Genomic DNA, 23,893 nt, shown 5'->3' with positions numbered 1-23,893 from the left:
GATCACGTCCGGGGTCCCACTGACTCTCCCCTGAGCTTGGTCTTCCGCCAGTGCCGCAGGACGAAGAACCCGACGTAGGAGATGATCACCAGGGCGAATCCGACCTTCTCCGCGACGGGTGTCTGCCCTTCCGGCCACAGCGTGCCATTGAGGTAGTGATTGATGTACCCCGCCTCGTACGGCGTCTCGCCGCCCTTGCGCAGGAAGAACTTCTCCGCCCCGGTGAACGGGCAGTCGTAGTCGATGACCACGATCGCCACGCTCCACACCACGATGGCCAGGTGCGCCCAGATCACCTTGGGCCACTTCCAGGCCAGGAATCCGCCGAGGACGAAGAAGAGCAGGAAGGCGGCGTGCAGCACGAACATCACGTCCGCGAGGAAGCGCCAGATCATCGCGATCCCGCCTCAGGGGCCCGGCGTACGGGTGAGGGCGTCCCGGACCGTCGCCGGCTTGGGTGGTGAGTGCTCGGGCCGGATCGCGCCCATCAGCCGCTCCACCGCGGCCTCCATCTCGCTTCGCCACGTCACCGCTGAGCGCAGATCCAGCCGCAGCCTGGGGTTCCGCGGGTGCTCGCGGACGACGCCGAACCCCACCGCACGGAGGAACTCGGTCGGCCAGACGCATCCCGGCCCGTCCCAGCGGGAGTCGCCGAACGCCTCGACGGCACGGAACCCGCGCTTGAGCACGTCCTTCGCCACCGCCTGGATCAGGATCTTGCCCAGTCCGAGGCCGAGGTAGCGCGGCAGGATCCGCCCGGTCGCGAGTACGACGGCGTCCGGGCTCACCGGCGCGGTCGGGAACGCCTGGATCCTCGGTAGGTACGTCGCCGGGGCGTACACCGCGAATCCGGCCGGCTCGTCGTCGACGTACAGGACGACGCCCGCGGTGCCCCAGTCGAGCAGCAACTGCGACAGCCATGCCTCTTTCTCGAGGCCGGTGTCGCCGTTGTGGTCAGCCTGCTTGGCGGCGACCGGGTCGAGCTCCCAGAACACACAGTCACGGCATGGCACCGGCAGCTCGCCGAGATTGGCGAGCGTCAGCGGTTCCAGCCGTCGGGCCATCAGCGCGTCCGGTCCGCGGTGCCCGGTGTCCGGTGGGGCGACGTACTGCCTGTTAGCTTCATCACTTTGGGTCTCACCCTGCGGTTCACCGGGCCGCCGGAGCCGGAGTGGGAGCCGCGGCCCGCACGTCCGGGGTCTCGGTCGCCTCCGGGGCGACGTACCGTTGCTGCACCTTGGCGGCTGGTTGCCGCCGGAAGAGCTCGCCGGCGAAACCGGCCAGCACACCCAGTACCAGTCCACCGAGCGTCCACCCGGCAGTCTTGCCCACGCTCATCCCAGATTCCTGCCTTCCGCTCCACCTCTCAGGCCGCCCCGCACCGCAGACTGTCTCAGCAGCCAGTCCGCGGCATGGTCGGAACCTGCCCCTATAAGGCATGGTAGTGAGAGGTCACGCCGTTCCACAGCCCAGGCGCGCTCGGGATGGTCCGGCGTAATCTGGTGACTTCCCCCTCGATCACCGTGGAGTGGCTCTGTGAGTGCTGACGTGCCTGATGTCCGGCAGACCCGTCTCGACAACTACGTCGACCGGTACGCAGCACGGACCAAGGGCATGACCGCATCCGAGATCCGGGCACTGTTCTCGGTCGCCAGCAGGCCCGAGGTGGTCTCGCTGGCCGGCGGCATGCCGAACATCGCCGGACTCCCCCTCGACGTGGTCGGCGGCGCGGTCCGCGACCTGGTGACTGACAACGGCGCGGTGGCTATGCAGTACGGCTCTGGCCAGGGCGATCCGGTCCTGCGGGACCAGATCTGCGACATGATGCGGCTCGAGGGGATCGACGCCCACCCGGACGACGTCGTCGTGACCGTAGGGAGCCAGCAGGCCGTCGACCTGGTCACGCGCGTGTTCTGTGACCCGGGTGATGTGGTGATCTGCGAGGCGCCGTCGTACGTCGGTGCCCTCGGTGTCTTCCGTGCGTACCAGTGCGAGGTCGTTCACGTCGCGATGGACGACGACGGCGTCGTGCCGGAGGCGCTGGAGCAGGCGATCACGGCGGTGCGTGCGGCCGGCAAGCGGATCAAGTTCTTCTACACGATCCCCAACTTCCACAATCCGGCCGGTGTCTCGCTGTCCAACGAGCGGCGGGCGCGGGTGCTGGAGATCTGTCAGCGCGCTGACTTGCTGGTGCTGGAGGACAACCCGTACGGGTTGCTCGGCTTCGACGGCGAGCCGCAGCGGGCGCTGCGCGCCGACGACCGCGAGGGCGTGATCTACCTCGGTTCGTTCTCGAAGACGTTCGCGCCGGGCTTCCGGGTCGGCTGGGCGGTCGCGCCGCACGCCGTACGCGAGAAACTCGTGCTGGCACAGGAATCCGCGACCCTGTGTCCACCGGTCTTCAGTCAGCTCGCGATCTCGTCGTACCTGACCCGGCACGACTGGCTCGGGCAGGTCAAGCAGTTCCGGGAGATGTACCGGGAGCGCCGCGACGCAATGCTGGCGGCGCTGACCGAAAAGATGCCTGCGGCAACGACCTGGACCAGGCCGGGCGGCGGGTTCTATGTCTGGCTGACTCTGCCGGACGGGCTGGATGCGAAGGCGATGCTGCCGCGCGCGGTCACCGCGCGGGTGGCCTACGTCCCCGGAACCGCCTTCTTCGCTGACGGATTCGGGTCACAGTGCATGCGGCTGTCGTACTGTCATCCGACGCCGGAGCGGATCACCGAAGGCGTCGGCCGGCTGGCCGCGGTGATCCACGAGGAGCTCGAACTCCGGCAGACCTTCGGCCCGCTACCACCAGGCGCCGGGCACGGGTACGACGCCCCGGGTCCGGAGTTGACCTGACCTCCAGTGCGCAAAGGTTGCGCAATGGATCTGCGGGCGGCCGGGGGTCCTTGATGCGGTAGCGGTACCGTTCCAGTGGGCCTCGGGACCGGCGACCGTGCCGGAGTCGCCCACGAGTGATCGGGATATTTGTGATGAGTGATCTGGGTCGAGTGCTGGTACTGGCAGGCGGACTGTCACACGAGCGGGACGTCTCGCTCCGGTCCGGCCGACGGGTCGCCGACGCCCTGCGCAGCGTCGGCGTCGAGGTCGAGCAGCGCGACGTCGATGCGAGCCTGGTCGAGCGGCTCCGCGACGATCCGCCGGACGCGGTGTTCCCCGTCCTGCACGGCGTCACAGGCGAGGACGGCGCGCTCCGCCAGGTCCTCGACCTGTACGGCGTTCCGTACGTCGGCGCCGACGCGGCAGCGTGCCGGACGGCCTTCGACAAGCCGGTGGCATCCACCATGGTCGGCGCCGCCGGACTGCAAACGCCCTCGTCGGTGGTGCTTGGGCACGAGACGTTCCGCGAGCTGGGCGCCGCCGCGCTGATGGAGGCGGTGATCCACCAGATCGGGCTGCCGCTGGTGGTGAAGCCGGCCCGAGGCGGTTCGGCGCTCGGTGCGTCCATCGTGCGGTCGGCCGAGGAGCTGCCGTCGGCGATGGTGAACTGCTATGCCTATGGGCCGGTCGCGCTGATCGAGCAGTATATCGACGGGACCGAGATCGCGGTGACCGTGGTCGACACGGGCGATGGGCCACGCGCCCTGCCCGCGGTGGAGATCCGGCCGGACTCCGGGTTCTACGACTACGAAGCCCGCTACACCGCCGGCGCCACGCAGTTCGTCGTACCGGCTCAGCTGGGCGATGGTGTCGCGGCCGCGTGTGCTTCGGCTGCGGTCACGGCGCATGAGGCGTTGGGCTTGCGGGATCTGTCGCGGTCGGACCTCGTGGTGGACGCTTCGGGCGTGCCGTGGTTCCTGGAGGTCAATGTCGCTCCGGGGATGACGGAGACGTCGTTGGTGCCGCTGGCGGCCGAGGCTGCGGGCGTCGAGCTGGGTGTGCTGTGCCGCGACCTGCTGGCTGCGGCCGCGGCTCGTTGTTGAGGTCCTGATGGATGGACGGCCGCTGTGGCGGACAGTACTGACGCCGCGGTGGTCCGGATTGTTGCTTCTGGCATTGGCTATTGCTGCGGTGATGTCCGTGCTGGGTGTGTGGCAGTTGGACGTGTACCGGTCGAAGACGGACGCGGCCACGGCCAAGCGGGCCGAGGGTGCGCCGGTCGCGTTGCAGTCGCTGTTCTCCATCGACGAGGGTCTGCCGGCGAAGGCTGTCGGCCGGCGCGTGACCGTGAGCGGTACTTGGGCGGCGGGTGCGGACCAGGTGTTCATCGCGGATCGGCGGCAGGGTGATCGGGACGGGTTCTGGGTCGCGAGCCCTTTGATGGTTGACGATTCGGGTGCCGTGATGGTCATCCGCGGCTGGGTTGCCTCGGTCAACGATCCGGCCGCGGCGGCGCCCTCCGGGCCGGTCAAGCTGACGGGAACGGTGACGGCGTCGGAGGCTGAGGACTCGTCCGGCGACGCCGCCAAGGGGCGGGTGCTGTCGTCGCTGCGCATCCCGACGATCGTTCACATGGTCGACTACCGGTTGTACGACGCTTTCGTCATCCAGGCGTCCGTCGAGTCCGGCGACGTACCTTCCCCCGCACCGGCCGTCGTACCACCGCCTCCACCACCGACCGACCACGCCGGGCTCCGGAACGTCGCGTACGCCTTCCAGTGGTGGATCTTCGCGGCCTTCACCCTGTGGATGTGGTGGCGAATCGTCATGGACGCACACCGGACCGACTCGGAGTCTGACGGCTCCGGTGACGGGACCGATGGTGGGTCCGATGGTGGGTCCGGTGGTGAGCCTGGTGGAGAAGGTGACCGGGGCGGTGCGGCTGTGGAGTCGAGCGGTACCGTTTCAGCGTGACCTCACCAGCCGACCCCGCCACCTCCGCCACCCCGCAGCCACTCACGCCGGCCGTCCGCGGTGCACTCACCCGGTATCGCGTGATCGCCTACATCGTCGGTGTCATGCTGCTGGTGCTGCTGTTCGTCGCGATGCCGCTGAAGTACCTCGCCGACGACCCGAGCGCAATGGACGTCGTCGGCCCACTCCACGGCTTCCTGTACGTCATCTACCTACTCGGCACCTTCGACCTCTTCCGCCGAGTCCGCTGGTCCCTCCCCCGCCTGATCCTGATGGCCCTCGCCGGCACCATCCCCTTCCTCTCCTTCTACGCCGAGCGCAAAACCACCCACGAACTCCTGGGCCGCTAACCGCCCAGTTGCCTCTCGTCACACCCCTCCACGAGCTCACCCAGCCGACCCGCGCCTAGCGCAACCAGATCCACCACGCACGCCCGGACAACCGCCTCGCTCTCGTGGTCAGATTCCTGGCTCCCGCGCTGGAACTGGTGGCAGTTGTATCTGCGTTGGGGAGCGACGAGGTCTCGGAGGCTGGTGAGGTCACCTGCCGGCGAGTCCTTCAGCTGACTACCTCCTGCGGCGATGAGGCGATCCTCTGGAGCCTCTCCCTTGCCTGGCCACCGACCTCTTTACGCCACCAAGCCCGCGAATGTTTCACATGAAACATTCGCCGCAAGTCCCCAAGTATCTTTGTCGACAAATCCCACCGATCGTCCGACAGAGCCGCAGCCGACCAGAACCCCAGAATTCCTCCCCCAGCGCGATCCTCAGCACCCTCGCGCAGCAAGCCCGTGCAGGAGAGACACCACCGTCCAACTGCGAGCTGCGGCCATCAGAACGCTAAGAATCACGCCCACAGAGCAATCCAGCGGTTCCGCCGCACGCGTACCCCGCCGAACCCACGCAACCGGGTGACCCAGCCTCCTCGGGACTCCGCCCTGGGCCAACCGCGACCGACTCCTACGCCGCCGTTCGGTACACCCCGAGACGGTCAGACGAACAGCCGCGGCCAGGTCTACAACCCACCGCGGGTCTCATGTTTCATGTGAAACATCCGGGGGCTTCGTAGCGCAGATCCCGCCGAGCGAGTACTCCTCCCACCCCGGTGCGGATACCCCTTGGCAACTGCCCAGTCCGCCATCCCCCGGGCCTCCGACCGTACCGACAAGCGGGTAGGGAGAGCTCAGACCGGTTTGGGCGGGGCGCCTCGCTCACGGCGTCGCCGTCTTCGCGGTCGACCCGTCGGCCGGCTTCGGGCGACTACCTCCCTGGCTCAGGTTCACCTGAAGGCAGCCGTCCGAAACCGCGGCCAGTTCGGCCAGCGGGTACGGGTGGAATGGGGCCAGCGAGCTCGGACGATCTCGCCGACCCCAGGGCATCGGTGCTCTCGGCAGCTGCCCTCGTCCCCCGACCCGGGATCCGCCGGCGTCCGCTCGTACCGAAGGACGGGTAGTAGTCCCCCGGTTCGCAGCCAGGCCCGCTCCGCGGCGCCGCACCGCGCCGGGTTCGAGCTACTACCTCCCGTCCTTCGGTACATCCGAAGGACCAACCAGCTACACCTGATCGGCGGGAAGCCTCCCCTGGGTGGAGATCGTGCCGCCGAGGGAACTGCTGAACCAAAGGAACGCCCGCGTCGTCCGGCCAGGCCGGGTCGGGAGCGCCGACGTTGCCCCGCGGGGCACGAGCCGCTGGGTGGGACCGGGGCTGCCGCCCCGACCGAGCCAGGCCGGCGCGCGACGGCGTTGCCCCGCCAAGCACGAGACGCTGCGCGGGACAGGGGTGTCCGGCGATCCTGGGCTGCTCGACTTGGGCTGCTCGACTTGGGCTGCTCGACTTGGGCTGCCCGGCGCCGACTGCGCTAGCCGGCTCGGGCAGTCCGGGTAGGTCTGGCCAGCGGGCCGGCCCGAGTCGCCTGTCCGACTACGCCGCCGGGTTGGTCGGTGCGTGGGTGGGATGGATGAGCGTCGGAGCGGCTGTTCCCTCCGCTGGTCGGCCGAGTACGCCCGGAGGCCGACACCGGGTGATCGCGCCGTGGTTGCACACGTGGGATGTGCGCGCGCAAGCCGCAAGTCCCACTGGAGGATCGGCAACCGCTCCGCGTACCCCGGCACAGTCGGCTGCTCCAGGACTCCGGCACAGTCGGCTGCTCCACGGCTCCGGCACAGTCGGCTGCTCCACGGCTCCGGCACAGTCGGCTGCTCCACGGCTCCGGCACTGTCCGCTGCTCCAAGACTCCGGTGCGTCGAGGATGACGAGTCCCAACATGTTGCCCGTCACGCAGCTGCGGAGGTTGGCTCGTCGGGGTGCCCAGGATGGGGTCGGGATGCCTGGGGCGCATGGAGCAGGTCTTGGGTCGGTCGTGGTGGTCAGCGGCCGCCAGACGCGCGCGCAGCAAAGGTCGGGCGTGGGTGGCGGAGTTGAGTGGTGGCGTCGCGCCGGGCGTACTGGCGGGGCTTGCTCCTCGGGGAGTGCACGCGCGGGCGATGGGGCCGGCAGGCGGGAGCGTGGTTTGTGTCCGCACAGGAGCATGCCGAGGAGGTCGGAACCGCCAAGGCCGGGGTACTGCCCGCGAAGCTTGTGGTCCGGCCGCCAGGGTCGTGGCGCTAGCCGCGGCGGCGGGCGTCCTGCTTGCCTGGATTACGGGTTGGGCTTGTTGGGGTCCATGAGGGTGACGATGCGCTCTAGGTCGTCCAGGGACGCGAACTCGACGGTGATCTTGCCCTTGGTCTTGCCGAGGTCGACCTTGACGCGGGTTTCGAACCGGTCGGAGAGGCGGTCGGCCAGGTCGACGAGGCGGGGGGCGACCGGCTTGTTGCGGCGCCGTTGGGCTGGGGTGGCGTCGTCGGCGTTCATGTCGCCCAGGGCGACGATCTCCTCGACGGTGCGGACGGAGAGGCCTTCGGCGACGATGCGCTGGGCCAGGCGCTCGATGGCGTCGCCGCTGGGGAGGCCGAGCAGCGCGCGGGCGTGACCCGCGGACAGGACACCGGCGGCTACGCGGCGCTGTACGCCGGCCGGGAGTTTCAGCAGGCGCAGCGTGTTCGAGATCTGCGGGCGCGAGCGGCCGATCCGGGTGGCGAGGACTTCCTGGGTGCAGCCGAAGTCGTCGAGCATCTGCTGGTACGCCGCTGCTTCCTCGAGCGGATTCAGCTGGCTTCGGTGCAGGTTCTCCAGCAGCGCGTCCCGGAGCATCACGTCGTCCGAGGTGTCGCGGACGATGGCCGGGATCGTGGCGAGGCCGGCCTCCTGGGTCGCGCGCCAGCGGCGCTCACCCATCACCAGCTCGTACTTGTCGTGCTCCAGCCGGCGAACGACGATCGGCTGAAGCAGCCCGATCTCCTTCACCGAGTGGACGAGCTCCTCCATCGCCTCCTCGTCGAAGACGCTGCGCGGCTGCTTCGGGTTCGGGGTGATCTTCGAGACCTCGATCTCGGCGAACTCGGCACCCGGCACCGCGGTGAGCTCCGACTCACGCCTTGCGACCGGGGGCGCTCCCGGAATCGAACTGGACTTGCTGCCGAGGGTGGCGGTGGTCCCAGGGGCCGGCGTGCTGGGGATCAGCGCGCCAAGTCCGCGTCCGAGTCGGGTGTTCATCGCGCTCCCTCGAGTTCGACAACCTGCTGATGTCCTGCGGTCCTACCGAGCACCGTTTCACGTGAAACAGCCCGCCCAGGAATCCTGCTGGAGCAACCGTAACCGGTGTCCCAGTGCGCCGGGCGGGCCAGGGCCGTCGACGGATCAGGTGTTGTTGCGCATGGCGATCTCACGGGAGGCCTCCAAGTAGGAGAGCGCTCCGGCAGATGCCGGGTCGTACGCGAGCACCGTCTGTCCGTGGCTCGGTGCCTCCGAGATCCGGACCGAGCGGGGTACGGCGGTCCGCAGTACGGCGTCACGGAAGTGACCCCGAACCTCTGCCGCTACTTCACCGGCCAGCTTGGTACGGGCGTCGTACATCGTGAGGAGGATCGTGGAGACGTCGAGGCCCGGGTTCAGGTGCGACTTCACCATGTCGATGTGGCGGAGAAGCTGGGACAGACCCTCGAGCGCGTAGTACTCGCTCTGGATCGGGACCAGGACCTCGCGGGCGGCGGTCAGCGCGTTGACCGTCAGCAGGCCGAGCGACGGCGGGCAGTCGATGAAGACGTAGTCGTACTTCTCGCCCGCGGCTTCGGTCTCGGCCAAGTGCGCATCGAGGGCGCGCTTCAGCCGGCTCTCCCGGGCCACGATGCTGACGAGTTCGATCTCGGCACCGGCCAGGTCGATGGTTGCCGGGATCACCATGATCCCGGGGTGCTCGGCGCAGGGCTGGAGAAGCTTGCCAAGCGACTCGCCCTCGATGACCGCCTCATAGACACCCGGGGTGCCTTCCGAGTGATCGATGCCCAGGGCTGTCGAGGCGTTGCCCTGGGGGTCGAGGTCGATGACCAGTATCCGCGCGCCGTACAGCGCGAGGCCGGCGGCGACGTTCACGGTCGTCGTGGTCTTGCCGACGCCACCCTTCTGGTTGGCGACAACGAAGACCCGGGTCTCGGCAGGCAGCGGGAACTCGCGGCCCATAGTGCGTCCTTCATTCACCAGCAGGGTCCGTTCGGTGGCGGCGGCGATCGGAGTCTCGAGAAGTCGTCGCTGAAGCTCGTCCGACGTGGCCCGCGCGGCGATCTGTGCGGCAGTCATAGCGCCCATTCCAATAGGTGCGGGACTTGGCCCGAAGAGGATGTCGGTAGGGGTCGGGGCGGGTCTGCCCCCAGCTTCATCCACAGGCGTCTGTGGACGAATCCCCGTGTGCGGAGGCAGTTTCATGCGGTCGTCATCCACAGGCGGTGGAGACTCGGAGAAGTTGTCGTCGGCATCCACCAGCGATGCCGTTTCACGTGAAACACCATCATCTCCCGGCTCCCCGGTTTCACGTGAAACGGGAGATTCGTCAGGAGCGGATGCGGTGTCCAGTACTTGGTCGAGGCCGGTCGCGGCGACGGTTCGGAGAGCAGAACTGTCGATCGGCGGCCGGTACTCATCGCTCGCCGGCTCGGGGTCTGCCGTCAGCAGTTGGGAGTTGGATGCGGGTTGTGCGGGCCAGCCGATCGCTTGGGAACTCTTGGCTTCCCCGGTGCTCTTCTCGGGCCATCCGAGGGCACGACTCACCAACCCACTCACCTCCCGCGTCTTCCGTGCCGGGATCCCCCTGCAGCACGTCCGGCCACAATACTCACGACTGTCGTCGGCTGGGCCAGTTCATCGACGCCGAGTTGGTGAATGTGCCACAGCTCAGCTCCGCGGGCTTCGAGTTCGCGTTCGGAGGCGTCCAATTCCTCCTCGACGGACGAGCCTTTCATCGCCAGCATCAGCCCCCCTTCGACGCACAGTGGCAGGCACCACCCCGCCAGTTTGCCCAAGGGAGCGACGGCCCGGGAAGTCACCACGTCGTACGACGCCGGGGGAAGTTCTTCGGCCCGTGCGCGGACCACAGTCGCGTTCTCCAGTCCGAGGGACTCGACCGCCTCCTGGAGGAACGTCGTGCGCCGGAGCAACGGCTCGACGAGCGACACGTGGAGGTCTGGACGAACGAGAGCGAGCACGATCCCCGGCAGGCCGGCACCGGTGCCGATGTCGGCGACCGTTGACTCCTCGGGGACCAGTCGCTCGAGGACCGCGCAGTTCAGCAGATGGCGATCCCACAGCCGCGGAACCTCGCGAGGACCGATCAGCCCGCGGAGAGTTCCCTCGGTGGCCAGCAGTTCGGCGTACGCCGCAAGCCGGACCGCCGCCCGTGGATACAGCTTCTCCACGAGCGGCGGCGTTTCACGTGAAACAGGTTCGGTCACAAGGTCACACGTCCGGCGATCATCGGATCACGACGGCTGGACGACGACGCGGCGGCGCGGCTCCTCGCCCTCGGACTCGCTGGTCAGGCCGGCGGCGGCCACCACGTCATGGACGACCTTGCGCTCGAACGGCGTCATCGGGTCCAGGCGTACCGGGGTCCCGGTCGCCTTCACCTCCTCGACGGCCTTCCGGCCGACCTCTTCCAGCTCGGCCTTCCGGTTCGCCCGATAGTTCGACACGTCCAGCATCAACCGCGACCGCTCACCGGTCTCCCGGTACACGGCCAGCCGGGTGAGCTCCTGCAGCGCCTCGAGCACCTTGCCGTTCTCGCCGACGAGGTTGTTCAGCTCCGCACCGACGATCGAGACCGCGGCACGGTCGCCGTCGATGTCCATGTCGATGTCACCGTCGAGGTCGGCGATGTCCAGCAACTCCTCGAGGTAGTCGGCGGCGATGTCGCTCTCCGCCTCGAGCGCCTTCAGACGATCGGCAGCGGAGTCGGTGGACTCCTCTGTCGCCTCGTTGTTCTGCATGCCGTCGCTCACGGCCACTCCTTCACAATGTCGAGATCCGCCCCACGGGGACCCAGGTCATACGCAAGCAGGAAGAGGAATCGGCGCAGGCGGGTCAGCGTGATCCGCCGGACTTCTTCTGCGCCGCCTTCTTCTGGGCGGCCGACTTCGCCGCCGGCTGGCGCTTGGCTGCCGTCCTCTTCTTGCCGGCCGGCTGCTTCTTGGCAGCACCGGCCTGAGTCTTCTTCGCCGCGTTCGGCTGGGTGTTCGACGCCTGCCCATTGCTGGCGGCCTTCGCACCGTCCGCCGCGCCGTCGGAGTCCGATGCGCCGCTCGCAGCACCGCCGGCGGCAGCTCCGCCCCTGCGGTCGCTGCGCGACTGCCGCTTCGGCTGCTGCCGCTGCGCCGGACGCCGGTCCGAACCGGGCTCCGTCGTACCGTCGGCAGACGCCAGGCCCTCGTCGGCCGGCTTGCCCGCGCGCAGGTTGTGCTCGCGCTTGCGGGCCTCCATCGCGTCGTACGCCGGCGTGCCCGGAGCCGGGTTGCGACGGATCACGTAGAACTGCTGACCCATCGTCCACACGTTGGAGACGAACCAGTAGATCAGCACACCGATCGGGAAGTTGAAGCCACCGATCAGGAAGAAGACCGGGAAGACGTACAGCATGATCTTCTGCATCTGCGCGGCCTGGCCGGTCAGGGCTTCCTTCGGCATGTTCTTGCGCATCAGCTGCAGCTGCGTGGTGAACATCGTCGCGGTCATCAGGATGATCAGCACGACCGCGACGATCTTGACGTTGTTCTCGCCCGGACCGCTCGCCTTCAGGAAGGTCTGCGAGATCTCCGCTCCGAAGATCTTGGCGTGCTGCAGCGACTCGACGTACGGCTCCATGATCTTGCTGTGAGCCTTGCCGTTCGCCGCGTAGTCCAGCACCCGGAACAGGGCGAGGAAGATCGGTGACTGGAGCAGCAGCGGCAGGCACGAGGAGAACGGGTTCGTCCCGGTCTCCTTGTACAGCTTCATCATTTCCTGACCGAGCTTCTCCCGGTCGTGGCCGTACTTCTTCTGCAGCTCCTTCATCTTCGGCTGCAGAAGCTGCATGTTCCGGCTGGAGCGGATCTGCCGGACGAACAGCGGGATCAGCAAGGTGCGGATGACGACGGTCAGGCCGGCGATCGAGAGCGCCCAGGCCCAGCCGCCGTTCGGGTCGAGCACCTGGCTGAGTAGCCAGTGCCAGCCGACGAGCAACGCCGAGACAGCCCAGTACAGGGGCGTCATGACGGCGTTGAACAGGTCTACGATCCCGTCCCACAACGCGAGTTCGGGGATGGCCAGAAGAGTCACTCAAGCACCTCGCTGCGCAGGCCCGGCGTCGCTAGACGGCCCGGGCTGGTTGGCGGAGATCGAGTCTCCGCGCTGGTCGACATCTGTGGGTGGAACGGGGTCGTAGCCGCCGGGGTTCCACGGGTGGCAGCGAACGAGTCTCCTCGCCGCCAGCCAGCAACCGCGCACCGCGCCGTGGCGTTCGACCGCCTCCAGGGCGTACGCCGAACAACTCGGGTAGAACCTGCACACCTGCCCATACATCGGGCTGATGGTCAGCCGGTACAACTTCAGAAAACCGATGATCCCGCTCTTCACGGGATTGATCCTCATCGTGGGTCCAGGATCCGCCGCAGCGCGCCGTCGACGTCCGCGGCCAGTTCGTCGTACGACGCCGAAGCGGACGACGGAAGGGCGCGGACGACGGTCAGGCTGCCGGCCGGTAGATCAGGGAGCCGCGTGCTCAGGACAGCACGCAGACGGCGGTGGACCCGGTTCCGCAGAACCGCGTTGCCCACCGCCTTGTTCACCACGAATCCGACGCGAGCGGGCGCGGCCTGAGCGTCGTCCGCCCGGTCGTCCCGCACCAACAGATGGAGGACCACCGCACGCCGCCCGGCCCGCCGTCCCGATCGGACGGCGCGGCGGAAGTCGTCGGACCGGCGTAACCGGTTCGACGCGGGCAACACGAGGTGGTCACCGTCGAGGAGGTCGGTCAGGCCGCGAGGCGCTGACGACCCTTGCCACGGCGGGCGGCGATGATCGCGCGCCCGGCACGGGTACGCATCCGAAGACGGAAGCCGTGCTTCTTGTGCCGGCGACGGTTGTTCGGCTGGAACGTCCGCTTGCTCACTGGAATGACTCCGGTTACTCGAGATCACAATGATCGACAGATCCACTGATAGATCTGCCGCTGGTGCAGTCCTGCACACACGCCACTCAGGAACCAGTGTGGTCCAGCAGGGAGCGCAGCACAAAAGGGCCGGTTCAACACCGACTGATCAACGGTACGTGGCCGCCTGTGGACAGGTCAAACCAGCCATCCCCATAGTTATCCACAGGCCTGTGGACAGAATAGTGGGCACACGGTCGGTCACCGGTCGTCACGCAGTGGTCAGGATGGTCACCGACCGCGATCTGCCCGACACGACTACGCTCCGCCGTCTACCCGACACGCCGGACGTTTCCCCCAAATTGCTGTTCATAGCCTGTGGATGACGGCTTGTAGCAGGCTGGGCAGACTTGTTAGCGTCTCTCCCTCACACCAGAGGTCCCACACCCCGCGATCGGTAACCAACCTGCTCCACGCGTCGTTCACAGTTGTGGACAACCGTGTGGAAAGTACGGCGCCCGACTGCGGACAACGGCAACCGCGCCGAGCCGGAACGGGCGACGCACCGGCTGCACGGGTGTCGGGTCTAAAGGTCGCGCTGCCCGGGTCCAGCCCGGAACGCGCCGGCCACCGCAGCGATGGATTCGGGGAGCAACGCGTGGTCGAGGACCATTCCGCCAGTGCGGAAATCACAGAGGTGGAATACACCGTCGACGGCAGACAGGATCTGAGGCCGGAACCGGCGGTGGATTTCCGGTCCGAGATCCCGTCGGCCCCGGAGCCGGCGCCGCGGACCGATCCGGCCGATCACCTCAGCCCCTCTCTTCCGATTCCCCTCCCCGAGCCCCCCGAGTCCGGCTACCGCCCGCGGTACCGGGGCTACGGGTACCGCTCCGAGCTGGAGCGAGCAGCCACCGATCTGCCGACCGGCCCGGAGCCGACGCCGACGCCGGTGCCCACCCCCGAGCCTCCAGCGGGTACGGCGTACTTCGGTGCCGCACCGGTGGTCGGCAATCTCAGGTACTCCGGTGAGACCAGCAACAACTGGACCGGTGCACGAGGACCGGCTGAACCGCCAGGAAACGATCGCCCCGTGTATGGGGACGGAGCAGGACCGGTGCGGAACGAGGGTGATGGGCGTGCGAACAATGAGAGCGGCGCTGCTGAGGTTCGGGTGGCCGAGCCGCAGATCGGTCGGCCTCGGGTTGCCGAGCCACGATCCGAAGGACCGGGTCCGGTGACGGACCTCGGTGATGCCTGGACCCGGGTCCTCGCGGGCCTTCCGCCGAACCAGCGTGCCTGGCTGACCAACTCCCGCCCGGTGACGCTGCACGAGAGCACCGCCATCGTCGCGGTGCCCGACGACTTCACCCGCGGCCAGCTGGAGACCCGGCTGCGCCCCGACCTCGAGCGGATCCTGTCGGAGAGCTTCGGCCGCGACATCCGGATCGCCGTGACGGTCGACCCGTCGCTCGACCCGGAACTGCGTGAACCACAGGCGCCGCCGCAGCCCGTCGTCCGCGAGCCGCTGCGGACCGACGGGGCGTACCAGCCGACGATCCAGTCCGCGCTGAGCGAACCGGTCCACAACGCGCCACAGTTCAGCCCGCCGCAGCAGCCGGCGCCGCAGCACTACGAGCAGCCCCGCGGTCCCGCGCCGCAGCAGCAGCCGTTCGGTCACCAGCTCGGCTCGGTCGCCCCACCGCCGAACGGGATGCCCCAGCCGGCCACCGAGGCACAGGGGGAGGCGCGGCTGAACCCGAAGTACACCTTCGAGACCTTCGTCATCGGCAGCTCGAACCGGTTCGCCCACGCGGCCGCGGTCGCCGTCGCCGAGGCGCCTGGCAAGGCGTACAACCCGCAGCTGATCTACGGCGACTCCGGTCTCGGCAAGACCCACCTGCTGCACGCGATCGGCCACTACGTCCGCAGCCTCTACACCGGGGCCCGGGTCCGGTACGTGTCGAGCGAAGAGTTCACCAACGACTTCATCAACGCGATCCGCGACGACAAGGCGTCCCAGTTCCAGCGCCGGTACCGCGATGTCGACGTCCTGCTGATCGACGACATCCAGTTCCTCGAGGGCAAGATCCAGACCCAGGAGGAGTTCTTCCACACCTTCAACACCCTCCACAACGCGAACAAGCAGATCGTGATCAGCTCCGATCGCGCGCCGAAACGCCTGGAGGCGCTGGAGGACCGGCTGCGGAACCGGTTCGAGTGGGGCCTGATCACCGACATCCAGCCGCCCGACCTCGAGACCCGGATCGCGATCCTGCGGAAGAAGGCGGCCACCGAGCGACTGACCGCGCCGCCGGAGGTGCTGGAGTTCATCGCCTCGAAGGTGCAGACCAACATCCGTGAACTCGAGGGCGCACTGATCCGCGTCACCGCGTTCGCCAGCCTGAACCGGCAGCCGGTCGATCTGAGCCTGGCCGAGATTGTGCTGAAGGACCTGATCCCCGAAGGCAGCAAGCCCGAGGTGACGGCCAGCATGATCATGGGCCAGACCGCGTCGTACTTCGGTCTGTCGATCGACGACCTGTGTGGCTCGAGCCGGAGCCGGGTGCTGGTGACCGCGCGGCAGATCGCCATGTACCTGTGCCGCGAGCTGACCGACCTGTCGTTGCCGAAGATCGGTCAGCAGTTCGGCGGCCGCGACCACACCACCGTGATGCACGCCGAGCGGAAGATCCGGCAGTTGATGTCGGAGCGGCGCAGCGTCTTCAACCAGGTGACCGAACTGACCAACCGGATCAAGCACCAAGCGAAGCAGCAATGAGGCCCGGTGACCGCGTCCAGAATTCTGTACGCCGAGTGCTACGACGCGGTCACCGGAACCACACAGCCTGGGGATACTCCTGTGGATAACTGGGGGTATCACCGTGGACACATCGCTGTGTGTTGTGGATTGGCTGTGGGGACAGAATTCTTCATCACCAGGCGTCCTCAGACAGACCGGGATTCGTCCACACGCCGTCCACACGCCGATTCGGTACCTGACCTGCGAAGTCGTCGCTTTTCCACAGTATCCACCGGTGCTAAGAACCCTATGGAATCTGTAGAGAGTTCCCAGTCCACAAAACGATCGAGCGGCCCAACCTGGGGAAAACCCCGGTCTCGCGCCGGCTTGCGGCACCTGTCAGGCTGTCCTCGGAGCACAATGAGGGGCAGCACGCAGAACCACCGGAACGACGCCGACGCGACCCGCCCGAAGCGCCACGTCACGCCCGATTGGCGCAGAGCACACTTGTCCGTGGCAGGATCTGCCTGGCACACAGCCGAATCAGGAGGCACCCAGCGGTGAAGTTTCGCGTCGAGCGCGACGTACTGGCCGAGTCGGTGGCCTGGGCCGCGCGCAGCTTGCCCAGTCGTCCCAGCGTCCCGATCCTTGCCGGCCTCCTGGTCGAGGCCGAGGACGGGCAGATCACCCTGTCCGGTTTCGACTACGAGACCTCCGTCCGGGTCACCGTGCCTGCACAGGTGGCCGACAGCGGGAAGTGCCTGATCTCCGGCCGGCTGGTCGCCGACATCTCCAAGAGCCTTCCGAACCAGCCGGTGGACATCGCCGTCGACGGTGCGAAGGTCCAAGTCACGTGTGGCAGTTCGCGCTTCACGCTCCAGACGCTTCCCACCGAGGAATATCCGGCCCTGCCGGAGCTTCCGGCCGCGAGCGGGACGGTCAAGGCCGACGTCTTCGCCCAGGCGGTCTCGCAGGTGGTGACCGCGGCCGGGCGTGAGGACACGCTTCCGGTGCTGACCGGTGTCCGGGTCGAGATCGAGGGATCCATGATCTCGCTGCTGGCCACCGACCGCTACCGGCTGGCGATCCGCGAACTCGAGTGGAACCCGCAGTCCCCCGACGCGTCCGCGGCCGCGCTGGTGCCGGCCCGGGTGTTGTCCGAGACCGCGAAGGCGATGACCGGATCGGACGTCATCGTCTCGCTGGCCGCGCCGGGCACCGGTGACGGCATCGTCGGCTTCGAGGGCGAGGTCTCCGGCGGCAACCGGCGGGCGACCACCCGCCTGCTGGACGGCGAGTTCCCGAAGGTTCGCGGCATCATCCCGACCGACGCCGCGATCGCGACCCGGGTCCGGATCGACACCGCCACGCTGGTCGAGGCGGTCAAGCGCGTGGCCCTGGTGGCCGAGCGGAACGCGCCGGTCCGGCTGACGTTCAGCGACGACACCGTGACCCTGGACGCCGGCAGCGGTGACGAGGCCCAGGCGTCCGAGTCGATCGAGGCCCGCGTGTCCGGTGAGCCGGTGACCGTAGGCTTCAACCCGACGTACCTGCTCGACGGCCTGAACGCGATCGGTACGCCGGTAGCGCACCTGGCCTTCACGCAGGCGACCAAGCCGGCCGAGCTGACCGGTGTGCGGGACTTCGACGGTGATCCGATCAGCGAGTTCCGGTATGTCCTGATGCCGGTCCGCCTGAACAGCTGAAAGCCAACAGAACAAGGGGATTCACGATGGAGCTCGGCCTTGTCGGTCTCGGCAAGATGGGCGGCAACATGCGCCAGCGGATCCGCAACGCAGGCCACACCGTGGTCGGGGTCGACCACAACCCGGACATCTCCGACGCCAAGGACCTGGCCGACATGGTCGGCAAGCTCACCGCGTCCGGCCAGCCCAAGGTGGTCTGGATCATGGTGCCGGTGCAGGCGATCGATGCGGTCGTCGCCGAGCTCTCGGACCTGCTCTCCCCCGGCGACATCGTGATCGACGGCGGCAACAGCCGCTGGACCGACGACACCCGCCGGGCCGCTCAGCTCGCCGAGAAGGACATCCGCTTCGTCGACTGCGGTGTGTCCGGTGGCGTCTGGGGCCTGGAGAACGGCTACGCCCTGATGTGCGGCGGCGACAAGGACACCGTCGACATCGTGATGCCGATCTTCGAGGCGCTGAAGCCCGAGGGTGAGTTCGGCTTCGTGCATGCCGGCAAGGTCGGCGCCGGGCACTTCTCGAAGATGGTCCACAACGGCATCGAGTACGGCATCATGCAGGCGTACGCCGAGGGCTACGAGCTGCTCGAGGCCGCCGACGTCGTGGAGAACGTGCCGGAGGCGTTCGAGTCCTGGCGCGAGGGCACCGTGATCCGGTCCTGGCTGCTCGACCTGTTGGTCGCCTCGCTGAAGGACGACAACCACCTGGCCAAGATCCGCGGGTACGCCGACGACTCCGGTGAGGGCCGCTGGACCGTCGAGGCCGCGATCGACCACGCGGTGCCGATGCCGGCCATCTCGGCCGCGCTGTTTGCCCGGTTCGCCTCCCGGCAGGAGGACTCGCCGGCGATGAAGGCGATCGCCGCGATGCGCAACCAGTTCGGCGGTCACGCGGTGAAGGGCGCCGAGGCCGCGGATCCGTCGTACGCGACACCGCCCAAGCACTGAGGTGTATGTCACCGCCCTGGGTCTGCTCGACTTCCGGTCCTACGCGCAGGCGGAGGTCGAGCTCGCTCCGGGCGTGACCGCCTTCGTCGGGCCGAACGGCCACGGCAAGACCAACCTGGTCGAGGCGATCCACTACACCGCGACCCTCGGGTCACACCGGGTCGCGAACGACGCGCCACTGGTCCGGGCCGGAGCCACCAGGGCGATCGTGCGGACCGAGATCCGCAGCCAGTACGACCGGGACGTGGTCGTCGAGCTGGAAATCAATCCTGGGAAGGCAAATCGGGCCCGGGTGAACCGCTCGCCCGTACCGCGGCCACGCGAAGTGCTCGGCCTGCTCCGTACGGTGCTGTTCGCGCCGGAGGATCTCGCGCTGGTGAAGGGCGATCCGTCCGAACGACGCCGGTTCCTGGACGAGTTGCTGACCTTGCGGTCGCCGCGGATGGCCGGCGTACGGCAGGACTACGACCGCGTGCTCAAGCAGCGGAACTCGTTGCTGCGCAGCGCCTCGATGGCCCGCCGGCAGAACCGGGCCGGCGCCGCCGAGGGACAGTTGCGCACGCTCGAGGTCTGGGACTCGCATCTCGTCCGCGCCGGGTCCGAACTGCTCGCCACCCGGCTGGAGTTGCTGGAATCCCTGCGTCCATTGGTCTCGGGCGCGTACGACGCTGTTGCCCGAGGCAAGGGTAATGCGCGGCTGGAGTACAAGTCGTCGGTCCTGCTCGAGCCCGGTGTGGTGTCGCGGGAGCAGCTCGCCGAGGTGCTGGGCGCAGCGGTCCGGGACAAGCGGCAGGACGAGCTCGAGCGGGGTGTGTCTCTGGTCGGACCCCATCGCGACGACGTGGTACTCGGGCTCGGGGACTTGCCCGCGAAGGGGTATGCGAGTCACGGTGAGTCGTGGTCGTTCGCGCTCGCGCTGCGGCTGGCGTCGTACGAACTGCTTCGAGCGGACGGGGGTGAACCGGTGCTGATCCTGGACGACGTGTTCGCCGAGCTCGACACGCAGCGCCGGGACCGGCTGGCCGAGTTGGTCGCGCCGGCCGAGCAGGTGCTGGTGACCGCGGCGGTCGGCGCGGATGTGCCCGCTGAGCTCACCGGTGTCCGGTTCGATGTCGGTGAAGGATCCGTGCGGCGTGCCTGAACCCCGGAATTCCTCTGAGAGCGGCTTCGAGAGCGAGGCGGCTCCGGAGCGTCCGGGCGAACCTGACCACGACAAGCAGGGACTGGACCTGGCGAAATCGCTCGCCGGGCGGCTGAAGCAGCAGGCCGCGAACGGCCCGATCAAGCCGGTCAAGCGGACGCGCCGGCGGCCGCGGATCGACGGCGCCCAGATCAGCAGCGCGCGTCCGGACGACCGGGATCCACAGAAGCTGACCAACACGCTCGGCCGGCTGATGCGCGACCAAGGCTGGGAAGTCGACGTCGCCGTACACGGCGTGATGGCGCGCTGGCCGTCGATCGTCGGTCCGGAGATGGCCGAGCACTGTACGCCGGAGTCCTACGAGAACACCGTGCTCACCGTGCGTACGTCGTCCACCGCGTGGGCCACCCAGCTCAAGCTCCTCGCCCCCGACCTGGTCCGCCGCCTCAACACCGAACTGGGCGACGGCACGGTCACCCAGGTCAACGTGCAGGGCCCCCACACCCCCAGTTGGCGCAAGGGCCCCCGCACCATCCGCGGCGGCCGCGGCCCCCGCGACACCTACGGCTGAACCAACTGCCGAGCAAGTTGCTCCAGCGACCCGCGACTCCCCTAGGATCGGGCGCGATGCGCACGATCGTCGATGGTTTCCGCGAGATGGTCCACCTGATCGGAGACACCTTCCGGCTCTGGTGGCGGAACCTCCTGCCCCTGACGACCTGGTGGCTGGCCGGCTTCCTCGGCTTCAAGGCCTGCGTCGAGGCCGCGATCTGGCTGGACGAGCATGCGCACTCGAGCCTCGGTACCGGCGTGTTCTCGATCGGTGTGCTGCTCCAGATCGCCGCCGCCGTCGGCATGATCCGAACCTGTGCGACCTCGCTCTACCGCTGGCGCGACGCAGCGTCCAACCAGAGCGAGGAGACCTCCGACCCGACGCAGCAAGGCGTGATGGAGTTGCTGGCCGTCACCCTGCTGCCGCTGGTCGCGGTGTGGTCGGCCTGGGGATTCCTCGAGGACCAGATCGGATCGCTGACGTCCACGAACAACGTCCAGCGTGGTCTGCAGTCGGGTGCCGCCTTCTTCGAGCTCGGCGGCGGCCAGTGGCACAAGTACCTGCCGGCGATCGTGATCCTGCTGGTCCTGCGCCGGGTGATCGAGGCGGTCGACGACCGCTGGCCGAGCCGGCCGGCGAAGTTCGTCCAGGTCTGGGCAGAGGCGTTCTTCCTGCTGATCACGGTCGTCGTCACACCGTTCGCGGTCGCCGACGCCAAGGACTGGATCAGCGAGCGGAACTTCTGGTACTGGTCGCTGGACTGGTGGGGCGGGCTGAAGGACTTCTTCGCGGGGATCCACATCCCGATCCCGGCCGGGATCGAGTTCCTCTGGGGCTTCTTCTGGGAGAGCCTCTGGCCGCTGTTCAAGCTCGGCGTCGCCGAGCCGCTGACCTGGCTCGCGATCACGACCGTCGTCTTCGGTCACCGGGTGCTGACCAGTGGCGGTGTCTTCAAGGGCACCCGGGTGGAGCGCCGCCTCGGCGATCAGCTCGAGCAGGAGGCACCGCAGCAGAACCGGATCGTTGCCCTCACCAACAAAGCCCCGAACCTGCTGCTCGGCGGACTGCGGGAGAAGTTCTACCCGACGCTGAACGCGTTCCGACTGCTGGTCCGGGTCGGCCCGGTCTTCCTCGGCGTCGTCTGCATGGTCTACACGTTCTGGCTGCTCGGCAGCGACTGGGCGTTCGTCCTGATCCAGCGGGCGATCGGACCGGAGAGCATGCACTGGGGCCTGATGGTCCACGAGATCGCAGACCTGGGCCAGAGCCTCATCTTCGAGCCGCTACGGATCGCCTTGCTGGCGGCTGCGTTCGACCTGTGTATCTCGGTCGGAGCCCAACGCCGTGCCGAGGCCGCCGAGGCGGAAGCGGCCAAGGCGGAAGCGGCCAAGGCGGAGACGAACGAGGCGGACAAGCAGCCGGTCAACGCCTGACGGCGGGCCGCCCTCAGGGAGTCAGGATGACGCGCCGGCGCTCTTCCAGGTTCTGAACGACGACGCCGGTCAGATGCGGGACGGCCGACTCGGGGACGACGTACACCCCGGCGAGATCTCCAGGCTTGTTCCGGTAGAACGGCTGGTCCTCGTTCGTGCAGTACGTCGGCAGCTCGAACTTGTACGGCTGCTTGGTCTGCCAGAGGTTGCCGCGGTCGTCGCGCAGGCTGGCCGTGCAGCTGAAGCCGTTCTCCTTCATGTACAGGCCGTCGAGCGGCTTCACCGTCATCTTCGCGACCACGATGACCGAGCCGGCCGGCTTGTCGTCGAGCGAGATCTCCTCACCCTCGTCGTCCACGAGGGTGGTGTAGGTCTCCAGCGAATCCAGCTTCCACTCGACGTCGCCGATCGTCACCGGTCCCTGCTTGACCACCTCGGTGACCCGGCCCTCGTCGAACAACTCCTCGTCGTTGTCGATGTAGTCCCGCAGCATCAGGAAGCAACTCGTCGACAGCAGCGCGAGCATCAGGGCGAGCTGTACGCCCCACCGGACCGCGCGGTGCCTGGTCATCTTCACGCCACCCTCACCTCGCGGTTCCCGAACACGTACTGGGCCGCGGCTCCGTCGACGAGCCGCTGAGCCACCTCTTCACTCGGGATGCCGAGGTCGACGTCGATGGCGACGTACAGGACGTTGTACAGCGGCGCGGGATCGAGCCGGAGCGTCAGACCCTTCAGATCCGACGGGTTGACCTCGAAGACGACGGCGCCGATCTGGGCGAAGCCGGGGTCCGGGAAGTCGACGCCGGACTCGGTGATGCCCAGCGGCCGGTAGATGGTGCCGCCGTCGGCGCGCAGGGTCGGGTTGCCCGACAGCGGCTCGGAGACCCCGCGGACGGCGTCCCACTCGAGCGCGATGAACACGCCGTCCGTCTCGATCGGTTCGTCGTCCTCACCCGCGCTGCTCTCCATCACCGTCTTGGCGAACTTCATCCGGTTGATCGTCACGGACGAGTCGCCGTACGGGAGTTTCTCGCCGATCGTGCCGTGCACGACCTCCACGTTCTGCTTCTCGTACACGTGGTCCGGGGTGGCGAGCCGGGTCAGTCCACCGAGCAGGATGAACAGGACACCGACCAGGACGGTGGCGGGGCGATACAGCTTCACTTCTTCTCCCCGTTGTCGACGACGATGGCCGGCTTGAGCTGGACCACCGCATCCGCCTCCGGTTGCTGCCAGTACGGGTCCTCGTTCGCGCCGAGGAAGCCTTGGTCGGACTCGAAGCGCTCGCCGAGGACACCGATCTCGACCACGTCGGCGGTGAAGTCCGGCGGTATGTCGAACTTGGTCACGCAACTGACCGGGGGCAGACCGAAGACGACGACCCAGCCCAGCTGTCCACGGCAGGTCGCCCCGTTGGACTCGATCAGATCCTTGCCGTCGCCGGGGACCAGGCGGAGCAACCGGCCGTCCAGGGAGTCGCTCGTGTCCTCTTCGTCGTCCATGTTCTTCAGGTCGAAGTACACCAGCAGCTCGGCCTCGGCCGGCGAGTACTCCTTCTTCGGGTGCTGGACGATCTCGGCCTTGGTGAAGTTGTACTCCCACTTGCCGGACGTCACCGTCACCGGCGCGGTCAGCGTGGGCACGGTCCGGCCCGTCTTCTCCTTCCACCCACCGGTGGCGAGGACGATCAGGGCCAGGACGACGACGAGGGCGATCGCGATCAGCCACTTGCGCCGATGCCGGTGGATCACCCGCTCCGCGATCATGGCGTCGATGACGTCGTCGAGACTTTCCACGGCAGCGATCCTAAGGGCGATGGGGTGCGCGACGGCCCGCCTCGTCCACGCCCGCCGCGGTCTGTTCAACCGGTCTGTACCGGTTCACGTCGTCTCAGTTCCCAGACGGTCAGTGGTGAACCGACCGGAGGCCACTGAGCGGCCGTGAGCGCTTTCTGGCCCCCCACCCGCGAGAGGGGACATGGAGATGAGGGAGAAAAGACGCCCTGACCCGAGTTTCAGGCGCCTGGTGGCAGGTTCTGCTTCGGTCGACAGGTAAGATGGAGCCTGTAGAGCGA

At 67.9% G+C, this 23,893-nt stretch carries 23 protein-coding genes and 1 pseudogene; 10 read left to right on the top strand and 14 right to left on the bottom strand.

The features are described 5' to 3' along the window. Positions 1-2: 2 nt before the first annotated feature. From ACIBG5_RS28395 to ACIBG5_RS28385, 3 genes are all read right to left on the bottom strand, one after another. Positions 3-395 (bottom strand): DUF2784 domain-containing protein, encoded by a 393-nt coding sequence (locus ACIBG5_RS28395; RefSeq protein WP_396394495.1) that lies wholly within the window; start codon positions 393-395, stop codon positions 3-5. Positions 396-407: 12 nt separating this feature from the next. Then, entirely contained in the window at positions 408-1,064 is a 657-nt protein-coding gene (locus ACIBG5_RS28390) for a GNAT family N-acetyltransferase (protein ID WP_396394494.1), read from the bottom strand. Between the two features lie 85 nt (positions 1,065-1,149). Further along, positions 1,150-1,338, bottom strand: a complete 189-nt coding sequence (locus ACIBG5_RS28385) for a hypothetical protein (RefSeq protein ID WP_396394493.1) — start codon at positions 1,336-1,338, stop codon at positions 1,150-1,152. 198 nt (positions 1,339-1,536) lie between these two features. Between ACIBG5_RS28385 and ACIBG5_RS28380 the strand changes: the two genes are divergently transcribed. The 4 genes from ACIBG5_RS28380 to ACIBG5_RS28365 all read left to right on the top strand — a co-directional run bounded on the left by ACIBG5_RS28380 (position 1,537) and on the right by ACIBG5_RS28365 (position 5,153). Then, the gene (locus ACIBG5_RS28380) at positions 1,537-2,847 is read left to right on the top strand and encodes a PLP-dependent aminotransferase family protein (RefSeq protein ID WP_396394492.1); all 1,311 of its coding nucleotides are present in this window, start codon (positions 1,537-1,539) and stop codon (positions 2,845-2,847) included. Between the two features lie 134 nt (positions 2,848-2,981). Then, entirely contained in the window at positions 2,982-3,932 is a 951-nt protein-coding gene (locus ACIBG5_RS28375; protein WP_393385914.1) for a D-alanine--D-alanine ligase, read from the top strand. Positions 3,933-3,939: 7 nt separating this feature from the next. Continuing rightward, positions 3,940-4,803 carry an SURF1 family protein gene (locus ACIBG5_RS28370; protein ID WP_396394491.1) on the top strand — a complete coding sequence of 288 codons (864 nt, stop codon included), beginning with the start codon at positions 3,940-3,942 and terminating at the stop codon, positions 4,801-4,803. After that, entirely contained in the window at positions 4,800-5,153 is a 354-nt protein-coding gene (locus tag ACIBG5_RS28365) for a DUF3817 domain-containing protein (protein ID WP_360438077.1), read from the top strand. The genes ACIBG5_RS28370 and ACIBG5_RS28365 overlap by 4 nt, the downstream gene beginning before the upstream one ends. 2,286 nt (positions 5,154-7,439) lie before the next feature. On the opposite strand, the gene ACIBG5_RS28360 is transcribed toward ACIBG5_RS28365, so the two are convergent. The 8 genes and pseudogenes from ACIBG5_RS28360 to rpmH all read right to left on the bottom strand — a co-directional run bounded on the left by ACIBG5_RS28360 (position 7,440) and on the right by rpmH (position 13,314). Next, positions 7,440-8,396: a ParB/RepB/Spo0J family partition protein gene (locus tag ACIBG5_RS28360; protein WP_396394490.1), complete on the bottom strand. Its 957-nt coding sequence runs from the start codon at positions 8,394-8,396 to the stop codon at positions 7,440-7,442. 144 nt (positions 8,397-8,540) lie between these two features. Continuing rightward, on the bottom strand, positions 8,541-9,476 hold the full coding sequence (locus ACIBG5_RS28355) for a ParA family protein (RefSeq protein ID WP_165553441.1): 936 nt from the start codon (positions 9,474-9,476) through the stop codon (positions 8,541-8,543). A gap of 476 nt (positions 9,477-9,952) precedes the next feature. Further along, entirely contained in the window at positions 9,953-10,624 is a 672-nt protein-coding gene (gene rsmG, locus ACIBG5_RS28350; RefSeq protein ID WP_396394489.1) for a 16S rRNA (guanine(527)-N(7))-methyltransferase RsmG, read from the bottom strand. 27 nt (positions 10,625-10,651) lie between these two features. Next, positions 10,652-11,158 (bottom strand): protein jag, encoded by a 507-nt coding sequence (locus ACIBG5_RS28345; protein WP_393386732.1) that lies wholly within the window; start codon positions 11,156-11,158, stop codon positions 10,652-10,654. 340 nt (positions 11,159-11,498) lie between these two features. Continuing rightward, positions 11,499-12,473: pseudogene (gene yidC, locus ACIBG5_RS28340) on the bottom strand (membrane protein insertase YidC); the annotation flags it as partial. A 9-nt stretch (positions 12,474-12,482) separates the two neighbouring features. Continuing rightward, positions 12,483-12,794, bottom strand: a complete 312-nt coding sequence (yidD, locus tag ACIBG5_RS28335) for a membrane protein insertion efficiency factor YidD (RefSeq protein ID WP_360438067.1) — start codon at positions 12,792-12,794, stop codon at positions 12,483-12,485. Then, a complete protein-coding gene (gene rnpA, locus ACIBG5_RS28330) occupies positions 12,791-13,150 on the bottom strand; it encodes a ribonuclease P protein component (protein ID WP_360438064.1) in 360 nt (119 codons plus the stop codon). Before rnpA ends, yidD begins: the two co-directional genes overlap by 4 nt. 26 nt (positions 13,151-13,176) lie before the next feature. Continuing rightward, entirely contained in the window at positions 13,177-13,314 is a 138-nt protein-coding gene (gene rpmH / locus ACIBG5_RS28325; protein WP_130386492.1) for a 50S ribosomal protein L34, read from the bottom strand. Positions 13,315-14,530: 1,216 nt separating this feature from the next. On the opposite strand from rpmH, the gene dnaA reads away from it, so the two are divergent. The 6 genes from dnaA to ACIBG5_RS28295 all read left to right on the top strand — a co-directional run bounded on the left by dnaA (position 14,531) and on the right by ACIBG5_RS28295 (position 21,816). Beyond that, positions 14,531-16,075, top strand: a complete 1,545-nt coding sequence (gene dnaA, locus ACIBG5_RS28320) for a chromosomal replication initiator protein DnaA (RefSeq protein WP_396394624.1) — start codon at positions 14,531-14,533, stop codon at positions 16,073-16,075. A 521-nt stretch (positions 16,076-16,596) separates the two neighbouring features. Then, positions 16,597-17,742: a DNA polymerase III subunit beta gene (gene dnaN, locus ACIBG5_RS28315; RefSeq protein WP_396394488.1), complete on the top strand. Its 1,146-nt coding sequence runs from the start codon at positions 16,597-16,599 to the stop codon at positions 17,740-17,742. 26 nt (positions 17,743-17,768) lie between these two features. Then, entirely contained in the window at positions 17,769-18,689 is a 921-nt protein-coding gene (gnd, locus tag ACIBG5_RS28310) for a phosphogluconate dehydrogenase (NAD(+)-dependent, decarboxylating) (protein WP_396394487.1), read from the top strand. Position 18,690: 1 nt separating this feature from the next. Next, entirely contained in the window at positions 18,691-19,830 is a 1,140-nt protein-coding gene (gene recF / locus ACIBG5_RS28305; RefSeq protein ID WP_396394486.1) for a DNA replication/repair protein RecF, read from the top strand. After that, positions 19,823-20,401, top strand: a complete 579-nt coding sequence (locus ACIBG5_RS28300; RefSeq protein WP_396394485.1) for a DUF721 domain-containing protein — start codon at positions 19,823-19,825, stop codon at positions 20,399-20,401. Before recF ends, ACIBG5_RS28300 begins: the two co-directional genes overlap by 8 nt. A 56-nt stretch (positions 20,402-20,457) precedes the next feature. Further along, positions 20,458-21,816, top strand: a complete 1,359-nt coding sequence (locus ACIBG5_RS28295) for a hypothetical protein (protein ID WP_396394484.1) — start codon at positions 20,458-20,460, stop codon at positions 21,814-21,816. A 13-nt stretch (positions 21,817-21,829) separates the two neighbouring features. Here ACIBG5_RS28295 and ACIBG5_RS28290 read toward each other — a convergent pair whose 3' ends face one another. The 3 genes from ACIBG5_RS28290 to ACIBG5_RS28280 are packed head-to-tail and all read right to left on the bottom strand — an operon-like array spanning position 21,830 to position 23,615. Continuing rightward, positions 21,830-22,387 carry a hypothetical protein gene (locus ACIBG5_RS28290; RefSeq protein ID WP_396394623.1) on the bottom strand — a complete coding sequence of 186 codons (558 nt, stop codon included), beginning with the start codon at positions 22,385-22,387 and terminating at the stop codon, positions 21,830-21,832. Positions 22,388-22,389: 2 nt separating this feature from the next. Continuing rightward, the gene (locus ACIBG5_RS28285) at positions 22,390-22,983 is read right to left on the bottom strand and encodes a hypothetical protein (protein WP_396394483.1); all 594 of its coding nucleotides are present in this window, start codon (positions 22,981-22,983) and stop codon (positions 22,390-22,392) included. Beyond that, a complete protein-coding gene (locus ACIBG5_RS28280; RefSeq protein ID WP_396394482.1) occupies positions 22,980-23,615 on the bottom strand; it encodes a hypothetical protein in 636 nt (211 codons plus the stop codon). Before ACIBG5_RS28280 ends, ACIBG5_RS28285 begins: the two co-directional genes overlap by 4 nt. Positions 23,616-23,893: the final 278 nt, after the last annotated feature.

Source organism: Kribbella sp. NPDC050241 (assembly GCF_044459685.1).
Classification (GTDB): domain Bacteria; phylum Actinomycetota; class Actinomycetes; order Propionibacteriales; family Kribbellaceae; genus Kribbella.
This window is presented reverse-complemented; position numbering and strand designations above follow the sequence as displayed.

What these genes read in the sequence shown, in the direction of transcription:
- ACIBG5_RS28395 (WP_396394495.1), bottom strand. Translation starts at nt 395, where the DNA reads ATGATCTGGCGCTTCCTCGCGGACGTGATGTTCGTGCTGCACGCCGCC.
- ACIBG5_RS28390 (WP_396394494.1), bottom strand. Translation starts at nt 1,064, where the DNA reads ATGGCCCGACGGCTGGAACCGCTGACGCTCGCCAATCTCGGCGAGCTG.
- ACIBG5_RS28385 (WP_396394493.1), bottom strand. Translation starts at nt 1,338, where the DNA reads ATGAGCGTGGGCAAGACTGCCGGGTGGACGCTCGGTGGACTGGTACTG.
- ACIBG5_RS28375 (WP_393385914.1), top strand. Translation starts at nt 2,982, where the DNA reads ATGAGTGATCTGGGTCGAGTGCTGGTACTGGCAGGCGGACTGTCACAC.
- ACIBG5_RS28370 (WP_396394491.1), top strand. Translation starts at nt 3,940, where the DNA reads ATGGATGGACGGCCGCTGTGGCGGACAGTACTGACGCCGCGGTGGTCC.
- ACIBG5_RS28360 (WP_396394490.1), bottom strand. Translation starts at nt 8,396, where the DNA reads ATGAACACCCGACTCGGACGCGGACTTGGCGCGCTGATCCCCAGCACG.
- ACIBG5_RS28355 (WP_165553441.1), bottom strand. Translation starts at nt 9,476, where the DNA reads ATGACTGCCGCACAGATCGCCGCGCGGGCCACGTCGGACGAGCTTCAG.
- ACIBG5_RS28345 (WP_393386732.1), bottom strand. Translation starts at nt 11,158, where the DNA reads ATGCAGAACAACGAGGCGACAGAGGAGTCCACCGACTCCGCTGCCGAT.
- yidD (WP_360438067.1), bottom strand. Translation starts at nt 12,794, where the DNA reads ATGAGGATCAATCCCGTGAAGAGCGGGATCATCGGTTTTCTGAAGTTG.
- gnd (WP_396394487.1), top strand. Translation starts at nt 17,769, where the DNA reads ATGGAGCTCGGCCTTGTCGGTCTCGGCAAGATGGGCGGCAACATGCGC.
- ACIBG5_RS28295 (WP_396394484.1), top strand. Translation starts at nt 20,458, where the DNA reads ATGCGCACGATCGTCGATGGTTTCCGCGAGATGGTCCACCTGATCGGA.
- ACIBG5_RS28290 (WP_396394623.1), bottom strand. Translation starts at nt 22,387, where the DNA reads ATGACCAGGCACCGCGCGGTCCGGTGGGGCGTACAGCTCGCCCTGATG.